The 14,583-nt window shown below is 74.1% G+C and carries 12 protein-coding genes; 10 read left to right on the plus strand and 2 right to left on the minus strand.

Annotated elements, in window-relative coordinates; all coding sequences use genetic code 11:
• Positions 1-44 precede the first annotated feature (44 nt).
• Together AC4BDD_RS27945 and AC4BDD_RS27950 are read left to right on the plus strand one after the other, a co-directional pair.
• Entirely contained in the window at positions 45-1,472 is a 1,428-nt protein-coding gene (locus AC4BDD_RS27945) for an alpha/beta family hydrolase (RefSeq protein WP_490688234.1), read from the plus strand.
• Positions 1,473-1,491: 19 nt separating this feature from the next.
• Positions 1,492-1,761 carry a DUF1876 domain-containing protein gene (locus AC4BDD_RS27950; RefSeq protein ID WP_490688235.1) on the plus strand — a complete coding sequence of 90 codons (270 nt, stop codon included), beginning with the start codon at positions 1,492-1,494 and terminating at the stop codon, positions 1,759-1,761.
• Between the two features lie 106 nt (positions 1,762-1,867).
• Here the strand turns inward: AC4BDD_RS27950 and AC4BDD_RS27955 are convergent, their stop codons facing one another.
• A complete protein-coding gene (locus AC4BDD_RS27955) occupies positions 1,868-3,106 on the minus strand; it encodes a DMT family transporter (protein WP_490688236.1) in 1,239 nt (412 codons plus the stop codon).
• A 178-nt stretch (positions 3,107-3,284) separates the two neighbouring features.
• Positions 3,285-4,217 (minus strand): DUF3048 domain-containing protein, encoded by a 933-nt coding sequence (locus AC4BDD_RS27960; protein ID WP_490691963.1) that lies wholly within the window; start codon positions 4,215-4,217, stop codon positions 3,285-3,287.
• 362 nt (positions 4,218-4,579) lie between these two features.
• On the opposite strand from AC4BDD_RS27960, the gene AC4BDD_RS27965 reads away from it, so the two are divergent.
• The 8 genes from AC4BDD_RS27965 (at position 4,580) to AC4BDD_RS28000 (ending at position 14,458) form a co-directional block, all read left to right on the plus strand.
• Positions 4,580-4,762, plus strand: a complete 183-nt coding sequence (locus AC4BDD_RS27965; RefSeq protein WP_490688237.1) for a hypothetical protein — start codon at positions 4,580-4,582, stop codon at positions 4,760-4,762.
• A 639-nt stretch (positions 4,763-5,401) separates the two neighbouring features.
• Positions 5,402-7,573, plus strand: coding sequence for a hypothetical protein (locus tag AC4BDD_RS27970; protein WP_490688238.1), 2,172 nt, complete (start codon positions 5,402-5,404; stop codon positions 7,571-7,573).
• 249 nt (positions 7,574-7,822) lie between these two features.
• A complete protein-coding gene (pelF, locus tag AC4BDD_RS27975) occupies positions 7,823-9,391 on the plus strand; it encodes a GT4 family glycosyltransferase PelF (protein ID WP_490688239.1) in 1,569 nt (522 codons plus the stop codon).
• Positions 9,388-10,887 carry a hypothetical protein gene (locus AC4BDD_RS27980; protein WP_490688240.1) on the plus strand — a complete coding sequence of 500 codons (1,500 nt, stop codon included), beginning with the start codon at positions 9,388-9,390 and terminating at the stop codon, positions 10,885-10,887. Before pelF ends, AC4BDD_RS27980 begins: the two co-directional genes overlap by 4 nt.
• A gap of 201 nt (positions 10,888-11,088) precedes the next feature.
• Positions 11,089-12,078 carry an SDR family NAD(P)-dependent oxidoreductase gene (locus AC4BDD_RS27985; RefSeq protein ID WP_490691964.1) on the plus strand — a complete coding sequence of 330 codons (990 nt, stop codon included), beginning with the start codon at positions 11,089-11,091 and terminating at the stop codon, positions 12,076-12,078.
• A 56-nt stretch (positions 12,079-12,134) separates the two neighbouring features.
• The gene (locus AC4BDD_RS27990) at positions 12,135-12,848 is read left to right on the plus strand and encodes a nucleotidyltransferase family protein (RefSeq protein WP_490688241.1); all 714 of its coding nucleotides are present in this window, start codon (positions 12,135-12,137) and stop codon (positions 12,846-12,848) included.
• A 9-nt stretch (positions 12,849-12,857) separates the two neighbouring features.
• On the plus strand, positions 12,858-13,802 hold the full coding sequence (locus AC4BDD_RS27995; RefSeq protein ID WP_490688242.1) for an NAD-dependent epimerase/dehydratase family protein: 945 nt from the start codon (positions 12,858-12,860) through the stop codon (positions 13,800-13,802).
• The gene (locus AC4BDD_RS28000; RefSeq protein WP_490688243.1) at positions 13,799-14,458 is read left to right on the plus strand and encodes a spherulation-specific family 4 protein; all 660 of its coding nucleotides are present in this window, start codon (positions 13,799-13,801) and stop codon (positions 14,456-14,458) included. The genes AC4BDD_RS27995 and AC4BDD_RS28000 overlap by 4 nt, the downstream gene beginning before the upstream one ends.
• Positions 14,459-14,583: the final 125 nt, after the last annotated feature.

Here is a 14,583-nt window from a genome sequence, read left to right on the forward strand (position 1 = left end):
CAGGCGGTGGATTTCCGCTTCTCTCCCCGGGCTGGGGGCGCATCATGTGGTTCACCGACCGCACCGAGGCCGGGCGGCTGCTCGGCGAACGCCTGGCGCACCTGCGCAACGCACATCCGGTCGTCCTGGGTCTGCCCCGCGGCGGGGTACCGGTGGCCTTCGAGGTCGCCCAGGCCCTCGGCGCACCCCTCGACGTCATCCTGGTCCGCAAGCTCGGCGTGCCCTTCCACCGGGAACTCGGCTTCGGCGCCATCGGGGAAGGCGGGGCACGCGTCATCCACGACGACATCGTGCGCATGGGCCGGGTCAGCCGGGAGGACCTCGCCGAGGTCGAGCGGACCGAGCAGGCCGAACTCGCCCGGCAGGCCGGAACATTCCGCGGCGGCCGGGACCGCATCCCGCTGGCCGGCCGCACCGCGATCGTGGTCGACGACGGCATCGCCACCGGCGCGACGGCCGAAGCGGCCTGCCGGGTGGCCCGCGCCCAGGGCGCGGCCCGCGTCGTCCTCGCGGTGCCGGTCTCGCCGCCGAGCGCGGTGGAAACCCTGCGCGCCGAGGCCGACGAGGTGGTGTGCCTGTCCACGCCCAGCCAGTTCTACGCGGTCGGCGAGTGGTACCGGGACTTCTCCCAGACCCCGGACCAGGAAGTGATCGACCTGCTGGCCAGGGCCGCGGCCGCCACGCCCGCCGACGGTGCCGCACCCGGGGACGGCGATCCGCCCGCCCCGGGTGACCCTCCCGCCTCCGGTGATCCGCCCGCGGACGGCGGTCCGGCGGCTGACGGCGGTCCGGCGGCCGGGAGCGATCCGCCCGCCGGGGACGGCCCCCGGCGAACCGGCGCTTCCCGGTTGCCCGACGGCGTGGCCCGGATCGCGGTGGAGGGCGGACTGGTCCAGCTGACGGGCGATCTCGCCCTGCCCGAGGGCGCCCCCACCGTGGTGGTCTTCGCCCACGGCAGCGGAAGCAGCCGGCACAGCCCGCGCAACCGGGCCGTCGCCGAAGCGCTCAACGAGGCCGGGCTCGGCACCCTGCTGTTCGATCTGCTCACCCCAGAGGAGGAGATCGACCGGTCGAACGTCTTCGACATCGAGACGCTGGCCCGCCGGCTCACCGAGGTCACCCGCTGGGTGCGCCAGGCGGCCGTGCCGGTGAGCTACTTCGGGGCGAGCACCGGAGCGGCGGCCGCGTTGCGTGCTGCCGCGGAGCCGGACGCCGACATCGCCGCGGTCGTCTCCCGGGGCGGCCGGCCCGACCTCGCCGGCGACCGGCTGCCGGACGTCACCGCACCCACCCTGCTGATAGTCGGGGGCCGGGACGAGACCGTGCTGGACCTCAACCGCCAGGCCCAGTCCATGCTGCGGTGCGAGAACCGGCTCGCCGTGGTACCGGGCGCCGGCCACCTCTTCGAGGAGCCCGGCGGGCTGCGGGCGGTGGCTGACCTCGCGCTGGAGTGGTTCCGCGCGCATTCTTGAGGATGAGGAGGTAGTCGCCATGGAGACGATCGTCGGATGCAACATCGAGATGGAGTTCCACGAGATCGACGCGAAGACCGAGGCGGACGTGCGGCTGCGACTCCATGACGGAACGGAGCTCAAGGCGCATGGAGTCGCCAACCGGCACCCTGACGACCCGGCTCAGCAGCGCGTCGGTGAGGAGGTCGCGGCCTCCCGCGCGCTGAACGACCTCTCCAAGCAGCTGCTGGAGAAGGCCGGGGGCGACATCGAGGAGGTCACGCATCTGCACGCGCACCTGAACCGCTGACACCGCGCACCCACGGCCGGACCTTGGCCTCTTGGCCTCTTGGGGCGCACGCGCCGCGGACGGCAGCCGGACTGCCGGACCGTGGCGCGGCCTCGCCCCGGTCCGGTCAGCCGTGCGGCTGGAGCACCCCGCCGCCGCGGCCCCGGTCGCCGGGGCCGACGGCGGTCGGGCCGACGAAACCGGGCCGGGGCACCGCGAGGCGGCCGGCCCCGGCCGGCCCCAGGACAGTGATCACGAAGTCCGTCGGGCCGGCGCCGGAACGCCGGACCTGACGGACCAGCCGCGGCCGGGCGGCCGGCGAGGGAGCGGCCGGCGGCAGGTGCCGCGCCGGGCCGGCGGCGAACTCCGGGGCCGCCGCCCCCGCCGGACCGGAGGCCCGCCCCTCGGGCCCGGTGGAACCCTCGGCCGGAGACGGGGACGCCTCCTCGGCGGACCCGGCCGGCACGCTGCCGGCCACCTGCGACGAGCCGCTCTCGACCGTGCCTGCCGGGCGCCCGGCAGGCACGGCATCGGCCGGCTGGGCCTCGCCCGCACCGTGCGCGGCCAGCATCGCCAGCCCGGCGCTGGCCACCGCGGCCGCCAGCACGGCCAGCGCGGTGCCCGGCAGCCCGTGGCGGAAGTGCTCGCCGAGCGCGGCCATCCCCACCGCCGTCGCCACCACCGGGTTGACCACGGTGGCGGTGGCCAGCGGGGCCGCCAACCCGGCGCCGCGATAGGCGGCCTGCGACAGGAAGACCCCGGCCCCGGAGAGCAGCGCGATCACCAGCAGGCTCGGCAGCGCCTCGGCCGAGGAGGCCCAGGACCAGGCCACCGTCACGTTCTTGGTGAAGACCGAGGAGATCCCGAAGGCGGTGCCCGCCGCGGTGGCCAGCAGCACGCTGCGCACCGCCGGCCGGCGCACCCAGCGCGCGGTCAGGGTCAGCGCAACGATGGAGCCGACCGTGATCGCGGCCACCGCGATCCGCTCCACGTCCGAGAGCGCCTCGGCCGGCGCGGACCCGGTGAGCGAGAGCAGCCCGGCCAGCCCGACGGTGGCCAGCAGCGCGCCCCGCCAGCCGGCGGCGCCCACCCGCCGCCGCACGAACACCGCGGCCATCGGCAGCGCGAAGACGATCGTCAGCGCGCCCAGCGGCTGCACCACGCTCAGCGGCCCGTACGCCAGCGCGAGTACATGCAGCACCGCCCCGGCGCCGTTCAGCGAGACGGCGGCCCACCAACTGCCGCGGCGCAGCGGGGCGTACGACTCCTGCGCGGTGGCCGCGACATGCTCCTGGAGTATGGCCCCCGCGGCGTAGCACACCGAGGAGACCAGTGCCAGCAGCACCGACAGCGCGAGTGCGGTCATCTGAGCACCCGTTGAGGGGATAGGGCATCGTCCATGCCCTCAACCCTGCCCGGTGTCCGACGCCGTGTCGTCGTCCCTGAGCACGCACTTGCGTGTACTGCCACAGGAGTACGACCGGGGGTCCTCCCGTAGGTGCTGAGGATGATCTTGGGTCCCGCGGTGGGTCCACCGCGGCGGCTCAGCCGCGAGGGGCGAAGACCACCCAGACCTGACCGGTGGCGAAGGCCAGCCGCTTGCCGTCGTCCGCGGTGAACTCGGTGCCGCCATCGGCGTCCGGCCGCTCCCACCGCGCCTGGTACGCCTTGCCGTCGCGCAGCACCACGGCCGTGCCGGAGCCGGTGGTCTCGGTGAGCGGCGAGACGCTGCCGAAGCGGTCCCGGAAGCGCGAGGGTTCGATCTTCACGTACTGCACCACGACGGTCGCGGCGGCCAGCCGCCCGCCGTCCGTGGTGGCGGCCGGCCTGCCGTCCATCGACACCAGCCACCGCTTCCGCTCGCCCGACCAGGTGAACGTGAAGACGGCGGCCGGGTAGCGGACGGTCTGGCTCGCGACGGTCCGCCCGCCGCTCGCCGGCGCCGCGCCGAAGCGGAAGCCGATGTCCTTGGCGTCGCTCGCGTCCGGTGCGGCGCGCAGTGCGGCCGCCGGGCGGACGTACAGGTTGTGCGGGGCGACCCGGTCCCGGCTGCGGCTGAACGCGCCGGGCGCCCGGCCGGGCGTCAGTGGATACAACGGTGCCTCGTCGATGGCCGGCTGGAGCTTGGACTGCACCCCGGAGTAGGCCAGCGCCGGGTGGTCGAACTGCCGCAGCAGGTCCAGGTCGCTCTCGCGGGCGCTGCGCACCGGGCCGACGGTGGGCGGCAGCTGGGAGGAGTAGACCGCCATCATCCGGGTCAGCCCGGCCTCGACCTGCTCGACGTAGACGATGTCGGCCTTGTCGACGCCGGTCTGCGGCCGGGCGGGCGCCACGTTGTCGATCTTCACGGCGAGCACCGGGCCCCGTTCCGCCCGGGCGCCGGTGAACGGCGATCTGCCCATGCGCTGCTGCTCGGTGGGGCTGCTCCCGCCCCCGCCCCCGTCGCCGTCGCCGTCCCCGCAGCCCAGGGCCGTCATCAGCAGTGTGGCCGCGATCAGGGCGAGCCTGCTCGTCCTGGCGCCGGTGGCCTTCTGGATCCGCACGGCTGTCACCCCTTCCCGCCCCGCTCGCCTTCCGGCTCAAGCTCACCACGTGGCGGGGCGGCTCGCACCCCCGCCGCGCCAGGTCTTTTCCGCGGGCGCGGCGGGGGCGCGATATCGGCGCATATCCGTCAACCGAGAGGGCGCAACCCTGCCGGAAATGGGCGCGCGCCGACCGGGTGGCATCGTTACTCTGGGGCCAGCGGATCGCCACAGCGTCCGATGATGTTCGACCTCAAGCCCCACCGGGCGTCCGGCGCCCGGTGAAGAGTGCGTCGGCACATCCGGTCCCGACACGAATGGAGTGTGCGGTGGCAGCCGATAAGACAGCGCGCAGCGAGGCATCGCGCGAGCCTGAGGAGCGTCCCTCCGGCGAAGGAGAGCTGGGCAGTCTCGAGGTGTGGGCGAGGTCCGCGCCCATCCGGCTGGCCGGGTACGAGGACGACCTCGCGGAGCCGCACATCCTTCCCGGAGTCGACTGAGCGGACGTGGCGAGTCGGCTGAGGGACGTTCCCGAGTCGACCGAGGGACGTTCCCGAGTCGGCCGAGGCGTGTTCCCCGACGCGTCTCGGATCGGGCTGTCGACCGTACCTCCGAGGGAAATACCGGCCAAGTCGGAAGAAGTCGGACGGCTGGCATTCAGCCGATTTCCACAAGATCGAAGCGGCCGGGAACCGGCCCTCGCCTCCCGGTTGAAGCGTCCGCGCGTAGAGGTCTAGACCACTGGAGTCACAGGTCAGCCCGGGATGTCCAACCCTCACAGGTTCCCCACACTTGCGGGGGCGGGGCCCGGGCCGACTGTCCGGAGCGGTGAATTCCAGTCACCCGCGCGGGTCCGCCGACCGGAACATCGCCGGAGTACCGGTCGATCAGTTCGGACATGCCGCACCATATGGCGTGCGGCTTCGGCTTCGGCCGCATGTCAGGGCACGGGCATGACCGTGGCCGACGCTGAACCTGGGGGTGTGCAGCCGGGGAGGGGAGCCCCGGCCGTCGCGGAAGCCGAACTTCGAGTTCTCACTCACATCCTGCGTGGCCCGTGTGATTTCGGCCTGCCCACGCACCATCGAACACGGCCGGTCATCACCCCTGCGCGGGTGCCGGCCCGGGGGGAGACAACCATGGGTCCTGCGACCCGCCTCGCCGCCGCATGCGCGGCGGCAGCCCTGCTCACCGTCGCCCTGCCCTCGACCGGCGCCAACGCCGTCGAGCCCACCCCGAGAATCGACCTGCGCGTGCTGGTCGTCTCCGACGGCGGCCCCGCCACCGAGGCCATCGCCGCCGAACTCGACAGCGCCGGCACCCCGTACACCACCGTCGACCTCGGCGCCGCCGGCCGCCCGGTGATCGACGCGGCCTTCCTCGGCGACACCGTCGGCGGACGCCCGCGCGCCAAATACCAGGCCGTGGTGGTGCCGAACGACAACCCCTTCGGGGACGGCTCCGCCGAGATGGCGGCACTGGTCGCGTACGAGAAGCGGTTCGGTATCCGGCAGGTGGACGCCTACACCTACGCCCGCCCCGCCGTCGGCCTCAACTACGCCCAGGACCCCGGTTACATCGGCACGCTGGACGGGAAGACCGCGCAGGTCACCACCGCCGGCGCCGCGGCCTTCGGCTACCTCGAAGGCCGCGTTCCGTTCGAGGACAACGACCCCGCCATCGCCGAGAGCTACGGCTACCTCGCCGTGCCGCTGGACCGGCAGCAGGACGGGGCCACCTTCACCTCCTACGTCGACGCGCCGATCCCGGGCAGCGCGGCGCGCGGCTCGCTGGTCGGCGAGTACGCCCGCGACGGCCGCCGGGAGCTGGTCGTCACCTTCGTCTACAACCAGCACCAGCGGCAGTACCGGCTGCTGGCCCGGGGCATCGTCGAATGGGCCACCCAGGGCATCCACCTGGGAGCCGACCGCAACTACCTCGCCGTGCACATCGACGACGTCTTCGGTGCCGACGACCGCTGGGACACCGACCTCAACTGCACCCCAGGCGACCTCGACTGCGGCAGCGCAGGCGACGGCGTGGAGAACGACCCCATCCGGATGACGGCGGCCGACGCCACCTACGCCAAGGAGTGGTCGCTCTCGCGCGGCTTCACCCTGGACATGGCGTTCAACGGCGGCGGCAGCGAGGCGTACAAGGAGGAGAACGCCGGCAGCGACCCGCTCGCCCAGCAGCTCCTCGCCGACCAGAGCGGCTTCCGCTGGATCAACCACACCTACAACCACCCCTTCCTGGGGTGCGTCCAGGACACCACCGTCGTCCCCTGGAAGTGCGCCACCGATTCCCTGGGCCGCACCCGCTGGACCCCGCTGTCCACCATCACCGCGCAGATCAACGACAACCTCGCCTGGGCCGGACGGAACAACCTCGCCCTCGACCGGGCCGAGCTGATCACCGGAGAGCACTCCGGCCTGAAGATCCTGCCGCAGCAGCCCGCCGACAACCCCAACCTCAGCACGGCGCTGACCTACACCGGCGTCTCCTCGCTGGGCAGCGACGCCTCGCGCGAGAAGCAGCAGCGGACCCTGGGCCCGGCCCTCACCGTCCCCCGCCACCCGATGAACATCTTCTACAACGCGGGCCGGACATCCGAACAGGTCGACGAGTACAACTGGATCTACACCAGGAAGGCCGACGGCGGCAGCGGCGTGTGCGAGACCGCCGCCAACACCCGCTGCCTGGACGCCCCGCTGGACGCGGCCACCGGCTACAGCACGTACATCGTGCCGGTGGAGAGCCGGATCGCGCTCGGCCACGCCCTCGCCAACGACCCCCGTCCGCACTTCATCCACCAGTCCAACCTCGCCGAGGACCGGATCGCCTACCCCGCCCTCGACCGGATCCTGACCGACTACGACGGCCTCTTCGCCGACAACACGCCCCTGGTCAACCAGCGGATGAAGGACATCGGGACCGAACTGCGCCGGCGCGCCGCCTGGGACGCCGCCCTGGACGGCGGACGTGTCACCGCCTACCGGATCGGCTCCACGGTCACCGTCACCGCGCCCGACGGGGTGGACGTCCCGGCGACCATGCCGACCGGCACCCGGCTGAACCGCCTGCTGGGCGACACCGCCTTCGGCAGCCCCTACGCCGGCCTGCGCTCCGGCTGGGCCGCGCCCGCCCTGCTGCAGACCAGCGTCAGCTACAGCCTGCCCGCCGAGGCCACCCCCGGCGCCGCCTCCGCCCCGGCAGGGGCCACCCCGGTGTCCGAGCCCGCCGACGAACTTCCGGTGCCCGAGGGAGTCAGCGACCCGGTGCCCTACGGGCCCGCCCCCGCCGCAAGCTGACCCGCCCGCGAAAGGGTCCGGGCCGACTCGCCGTGGCGTGAACACGGCCCTCCCCGAGAAGACGCGGTGCCTGAGCCGCGGGCCGACCGTCCCGGAGAACAGCCGTCCCCTGAACACCCGTCCCCGCGAACAACCGTCCCCGAGAGCCCTGAGAACCACCGTCCCCGAGAACCCTGAGAACCACCATCCCGGAGAACAGCCACCCCCCGAACTGACTGTCCACCGAGCCGGGAGAGAAACGAAACCGTCATGCGCGGACCGCTCGCCGAGCCCGCACTCGGCACCACCTCGGTGACCCTGCTCACCGAGGGCACCTACCCGCACCACCACGGCGGGGTGAGCGTCTGGTGCGACCAGCTCGTCCAGGGAATGCCCGACACCGACTTCCACGTCATCGCGATCACCGGCACCGGCCGGGAACCGCTGCACTGGCAGCCACCCGCCAACGTCCGCTCCATCGAGCAGCTGCCGCTGTGGGGCCCGGCGTCCACCGCCCGTGAGCCGCGCGGACCGGCGATGCGCCGCTTCCTCACCCACTACGAACGCTTCCTTCACGCCCTGCTGCAACCCGTCCCCGAACCAGGCCCGGCCGGTCCCGCCGCCGTCCGCACCGTTGACCCGGGCCCCGCCGCCGTCCCCGAACGCGCCTTCGCCGAGGAGCTGTACGCCCTGGCCGAGTACGCCACATCCGGCACCCTGTCCGCCGCTCTGCGCTCGGAGTCCGCGACCCGCGCGCTCACCCGGATCTGGAACCACCCCGGGCTGCCCACCGCGGCCGCCCGCCCCACCCTGCACGACGCGCTCACCGCCACCGACCTGCTGGAACACGCGCTGCGCCCGCTCGCCGTACAACCACCCGCGACCGGGGTCGCGCACGCGGTCAGCGGCGGCCTGGCCGCACTCCCCGGCCTGCTGGGCGCGCATCGCCACGGCACGCCCTTCCTCCTCACCGAACACGGCGTCTATCTGCGCGAGCGCTACCTCGGCAGCCGGGCCGAGCCGTACAGCTGGCCGGTGAAGGCGCTGCTGCTCGGCTTCTACCGGCTGCTGGCCCGGGAGAGCTACCGGCGCGCCGCCCTGGTCACCCCGGGCAACCGCTACAACCGCCGCTGGGAGGAACACGGCGGCACACCACCGGAACGGATACGCACCGTCTACAACGGAGTGGACCCCCTGGCCTTCCCGCCCGCCGGGCCGGAACCGCAGGCACCCACCCTCAGCTGGGCCGGACGCATCGATCCGATCAAGGACCTGACCACCCTGATCCGCGCCTTCGCGCTCGTCGCCGCGGAGATACCGGGGACGCGACTGCGGCTGTTCGGAGGCACCCCGCGCGGCGCCGAGAGCTACCGCGACAGCTGCGAGCGGCTCGCCGCCGACCTCGGCGTCGGCGACGCCGTCACCTTCGAGGGCCGGGTACAGGACATCCGCGACGCCTACGCCGCGGGGAACGTCGTGATGCTCTCCAGCATCAGCGAGGGATTCCCGTTCACCCTCATCGAAGCCATGTCCTGCGGCCGCGCCACCATCTCCACCGACGTCGGCGGAGTGCGCGAGGCCGTCGGCGACACCGGCCTGGTGGTGCCGCCGCGCGACCCGGAGCGGATGGCCGAGGCCGCCGTGCGACTGCTGCGCGACCCGGGCCTGCGCGGCCGGCTGGGGGAGGCGGCCCGGCTGCGGGTGATCGAGCAGTTCACCCTCCGGCAGACCATCAGCGCCTTCCGCGACATCTACCGCGAACTCGCCGACCGCCGCGACGCCCTGACCCCGGTGGTGTCGGCCCCCACGATCGCCCTGGCCCAGGGAGGCCGGCGGTGAGCGGATTACTGCGGCTCGTCCCCGACACGACCGCGGCCACCGACCTGGCCACGCACCGGCCCGCCGGAGCACCGCACCGCCCCGCGGACGCCCCGCGACGCAGGCCGCGCTGGGCCGTCGACCCGGTGGACGAACTCGTCGCGGAGCTCACCGAGGTGTGCGGCCCGGCGGTGCACCCCGACGAGATCGCCGCCGTCCTGGAAGCCGACGGCCTGACCGCGGAACAGGTCCAAGAGCGCTACGGACGGCGCGACACCTTCGAACTCGCCGCCGAGCTCTACGAACGCTCCGTGCGCCACTACCCCAAGGCGCCGCCGCGCCCCGACCCCTGGCGGGCCGGACCCGGCCGATTCCTGCTGCGCGGCCTGGTGTTCACCCTGCCGGGCCTCGGCTACACGCTCGGCACCCCGCTGCTGAGCGCGCCACCGGACCACCTGGGCCTGCCCGCGGGCAGCACCGCGCTGGCCGCCTCCGCCCTGGCCGGCTGGGCCTGGAACCAGGCGCTCGCCCATCGCGCGTTCACCGCCCTGGCGCTGGGCGGCCGGGCCGCGGCCGCCCGGTCCCTGCTGCTGGGCGCCCCGCTCGGAGCACTGCTGGCCACGGCCGCGGCGCTGGCCTGGCCCGCCCCGGGCGGCGCCCTGGCCTTCGCGGCGGGCCAGGCCGGCTACCTGGCGGCGGCCACCGTGCTGCTGGTGCTCGGCCGGGAACTCCTGCTGCTGGCCACGCTGCTGCCCACCGTCGCCGGAGCCGCCCTGCTGCCGCTGTACACGCCGCCGCCGGCGGCGCGCGCCGCCCTGCTGCTGGCCACCCTCGCCGCCGTCGGCTGGGCGGCGGTCCGCGAGACGGTACGCGCCGGGGCCACCGGCCCGGACGGCCCCCGCCCGGCCCGCCGCCGGTCCGGTCCGCCGCTGCGGGCATCGGTGCCCTACGGACTCTTCGGCCTCGGCTGCGGCGTGCTCACCATGATCGCGGCCCTCGGCGACCACCTGCGGCACAGCGCCACAGCGACCGTGGCCGGGCCGCTGGTGGTGGCTCTCACCCTCAGCATGGGCGCCGCCGAATGGCTGCTCCACCGCTGCCGCGGACGGGCGCTCGCCGCCCTGGCCCGCAGCCGCACCCCGGCCGTGCTCTTCCGGCGGGCGGGCGGGGTACTGCTGCTCAGCCTCACCGGGTATCTCGCCGCGCTGGCCCTGCTCTCCTGCACCGCCCACCTGCTGTGGCCGGTACCCGGCGACTCCCCGCCGCTCGACGGCCCCCGGCTGCTCGCCCTGCTGTCCCTGGGCGCGGTGCTGTGGACCGGCCTGCTGCTCCAGGCATTCGGCACCGCGTGGCCACCGGCCCTGGTGTGCCTGGCCGCGGCCGGCGCCGAGGCCGCCGCGCTCGCCCGGGACGCCGCCGCGCCGACCACCGTGCAACTCCTGGCCTGTACCGGGGCCGCCGCCGTCCTGCTGAGCGCCGCCGCCGCGACGCTCGGCCGGACGACCACCCACCGCTGACCACTCGCACCAGCAGCCGCACCGCACACGCCGGCCCGCCGGGCCCGCGTGCCCGATCCGCCAACACGCCGGCCCGTTTGGGCCCGCGCACCTCATCCGACAGAAACGGAGCCCGACATGCCCATGTCCGCGTCCACACCCGCCTCCCAGCACGCCTCCGCACCGCTCACCGAGGACGCGTCCGCCCCGGCCCCGGCCCCGATGACGGTCGCCGTCACCGGCGCGGAAGGATTCATCGGCTCCCACCTGGTGGAGGCGCTCGTCGCGGCCGGCCACCGGGTGCGCGCGATGGTCCAGTACAACTCCTTCTCCTCCTACGGCTGGCTGGAGACCCTCCCCGCCGACCTGCTCGCCGAGGTCGACATCCAGCTCGGCGACGTCCGCGACCCCGGCAGCGTGGCCACCCTGGTCAGCGGCGCCGAGACCGTCTACCACCTGGCGGCGCTGATCGCCATCCCGTACTCCTACCAGGCACCGCACAGCTACATCGAGACCAACGTCACCGGCACCCTCAACGTGCTGGAGGCGGTGCGCCACCGGGACATCCCGCGCCTGGTCCACACCTCCACCAGCGAGACCTACGGCACCGCGCAGACCGTGCCGATCAGCGAGGACCACCCCATCAACACCCAGTCGCCGTACGCCGCCTCCAAAGCCGGCGGCGACCGGCTCGCGGACAGCTACCACGCCTCCTTCGGCACCCCGGTCGTCACCCTGCGGCCCTTCAACACCTTCGGCCCGCGCCAGTCCATGCGCGCCGTCATCCCCACCGTGATCGGCCAGATCGCGGCCGGAGAACGGCGGATCGTGCTGGGCGACCTGCGTCCCACCCGTGACTTCAGCTATGTGAAGGACACCGCCGCCGCGTTCCTCGCCGCCGGCACCGCCCCCGCCGAGCAGGTCGTCGGCCGCACCTTCAACTCCGGCACCGGTGAGGAGATCTCCGTCGCGGACCTGGTCTCCCTGATCGGCAAGTTGATGGACGCCGACATCGAGATCCGCGAGGACGAGCAGCGCATCCGGCCGGCCGCCTCCGAGGTGATGCGGCTGGTCGCCGACGCCTCCCGGCTGCGCGCGGCCACCGGCTGGGCCCCGCGGCACAGCCTGGAGGACGGACTGCGGCACACCATCGACTTCTTCCGCGATCCGGCGAACCTCGCCCGCTACAAGACCGGCATCTACAACGTCTGACCACGCCCGAAGGACCAGAAGGACCCGAAGGACCAGAAGGAGAGGAACCGATCCCCATGCACGCAGTCATCCTGGCCGGGGGCAAAGGCGTCCGGCTGCGCCCCTACACCACCGCGCTGCCCAAGCCGCTCGTCCCCATCGGCGAGCAGCACGCGATCCTGGAGATCGTGATGCGCCAGCTCGCCGCCTCCGGATTCACCAGCTGCACCCTGGCCATCGGCCACCTCGGTCACATCATCCGCGCCTACGTCGGCAACGGCTCACAGTGGGGCCTGCGGGTCGGCTACACCACCGAGGACAGCCCGCTGGGCACCATGGGCCCGCTGCTCACCATGCTCGACCGGCTCCCCGAACACTTCCTGGCGATGAACGGCGACGTCCTCACCGACCTCGACTTCGGCGACGTGCTGCGCACCCACACCGCCGCCCGCGCGCCGCTGACCATCGCCACCTACGCCCGCCAGGTGAACATCGACTTCGGGGTGCTGACCACCGAATCGGGCCGGGTGGTGGACTTCGCCGAGAAGCCCAGCATGGACTACCGGGTCTCCATGGGCGTCTACGGCGTCTGCCGGGACGCCCTCGCCCGCTACACCCCCGGACTGCCGCTGGGATTCGACGAGTTGGTGCTGGACCTGCTGAAGGAGGGCACCCCGCCGCACGCCTACGAGTTCGACGGCTACTGGCTGGACATCGGCCGCCCCGACGACTACGACCGGGCCAACGCGGAATTCACCAGCCGTCGCAGCATGCTGATCAAGGGAGCGTGAGTCGTCGCCGTGCGCATTCTCGTCCTGGGCGGCACCGGCTTCCTGGGCGGCCACACCGTCCGGCACCTGCGCGCTCTCGCCGGCGTGGCGGTGCTGGACGGCGGCCGCTCACCCGGCGCCGATCTGCGTGTCGACCTCGCCACCGCGGACCCGCGGCGGCTGACCGCCCAGCTGCGCGACCTCGCCCCGGACGCGGTGGTCAACTGCGCCGGAGCGGTCGGCGGCGGCGCGCCGAGGCTGGCCGAGGTCAACGCCCGCGGCCCGGCCGTACTCGCCGAAGCGCTGTGGACGGCCGCCCCCGAGGCCCGCCTGGTCCACCTCGGCTCGGCCGCCGAGTACGGCGTCACCAGCGGCGACCTCGCCATCAGCGAATCCACACCGGCCCGCCCGGTGACGATGTACGGCGCCACCAAGCTGGCCGGGACCCTCGCCGTCGTGGACTCCTCGCTGGATGCCGTCGTCCTGCGGGTGTTCAATCCCATCGGCCCCGGGGCGCCGGTGGCCGGCCTGCCCGGGCGGCTCGCCGCCGAGCTGCGCCGGGCCGCGCGGGACGCCACCGTGCGGGTCGGCGACCTCTCCGCACACCGGGACTTCATCGATGTGCGGGACGTGGCACAGGCCGCCGCGCTCGCCGCCACCACCCCCGGCCGGCTGCCCCGGATCCTCAACGTCGCCAGCGGTACGGCCCGGCCGGTGCGGGCGGTCGCCGAACAACTGGTGCGCGCCGCCGGCTTCCGCGGCCGGATCGAGGAGGCGCTGGCCTCGACGGCCGGCTCCCAGCGGTCCGGTTCGGTCTCCTGGCAGCGGGCGGACATCGCGGCAGCGGCCCGTACCCTCGGCTGGCGGCCCCGGCACGTCTTCTCGTGCTCGGTCGCCGACCTGTGGGCCGCCACCGCCCCGGCCGCCACCGCCCCGGCCGCCACCGCGCCGGTGGCCGAGGCGCCGCCCCGGTGACGGAGCGGACGAGCCGTCAGTCGCGGCTGCTGGTACCGCTGTACGTCCATCCGGCCGTGGATCCGGGCGCCTGGGCGGCCCTGGAGCGGGCGGCCGGGCGGCTGTACGGGGTGGTGCTCAACACCGCGGACGGGCCGGGCCGCCGCCGCGACCCGGTCTTCGCGGCGGCCGCGGCCCGGCTGCGCGCGGCGGGTGTGCCGCTGCTCGGCTACGTCGACACCGCGTACGGCCGCCGTCCGGCCCGCGCGGTGCTCGCCGACGTCCGCAGGCACCGCCGCTGGTACCGGGTGGACGGGGTCTTCCTCGATCAGGCGGCGACCGGGGCCCAGGCGCTGGGCCACTACCGCCGGCTGGCCCGGGCCGCGCGCCTGCTCGGCGCGGGCACGGTGGTGCTGAACCCCGGCACCCACCCCGACCCCGGCTACGCCGACCTCGCCGACCTGCTCGTCACCTTCGAGGGCGACTGGGCGGCGTACCGGCGCGCCGAGGTGCCCGGCTGGACGGCCGGGCACCCGCCGGACGCCTTCTGCCACCTGGTCTACGCGGTGCCGCGGAGCCAGGCGGCGGAGGTGGCCCGGATCGCGGGCGAGCGCGGTGCCGGGGTGCACTGCGCGGTACCCGGGCGCGGCCGCAATCCGTGGTGCTCGGCGCCGTGACGTTCACCAACTGGTGGTTAAGTCGACCAGGCGGGGCCACCCGGCTGGACTGGTGCAGCCCGTAATCTCCATGGCAGGATGCGCTTCGGTGAGGCGCTCGCCTTAACCAGCCGTGAGAGTTTTCG

This window comes from Streptomyces sp. JLBT605 (assembly GCF_058215555.1).

What these genes read in the sequence shown, in the direction of transcription:
- AC4BDD_RS27945 (WP_490688234.1), top strand. Translation starts at nt 45, where the DNA reads ATGTGGTTCACCGACCGCACCGAGGCCGGGCGGCTGCTCGGCGAACGC.
- AC4BDD_RS27950 (WP_490688235.1), top strand. Translation starts at nt 1,492, where the DNA reads ATGGAGACGATCGTCGGATGCAACATCGAGATGGAGTTCCACGAGATC.
- AC4BDD_RS27955 (WP_490688236.1), bottom strand. Translation starts at nt 3,106, where the DNA reads ATGACCGCACTCGCGCTGTCGGTGCTGCTGGCACTGGTCTCCTCGGTG.
- AC4BDD_RS27960 (WP_490691963.1), bottom strand. Translation starts at nt 4,217, where the DNA reads ATGACGGCCCTGGGCTGCGGGGACGGCGACGGCGACGGGGGCGGGGGC.
- AC4BDD_RS27965 (WP_490688237.1), top strand. Translation starts at nt 4,580, where the DNA reads ATGGAGTGTGCGGTGGCAGCCGATAAGACAGCGCGCAGCGAGGCATCG.
- AC4BDD_RS27970 (WP_490688238.1), top strand. Translation starts at nt 5,402, where the DNA reads ATGGGTCCTGCGACCCGCCTCGCCGCCGCATGCGCGGCGGCAGCCCTG.
- pelF (WP_490688239.1), top strand. Translation starts at nt 7,823, where the DNA reads ATGCGCGGACCGCTCGCCGAGCCCGCACTCGGCACCACCTCGGTGACC.
- AC4BDD_RS27985 (WP_490691964.1), top strand. Translation starts at nt 11,089, where the DNA reads ATGACGGTCGCCGTCACCGGCGCGGAAGGATTCATCGGCTCCCACCTG.
- AC4BDD_RS27990 (WP_490688241.1), top strand. Translation starts at nt 12,135, where the DNA reads ATGCACGCAGTCATCCTGGCCGGGGGCAAAGGCGTCCGGCTGCGCCCC.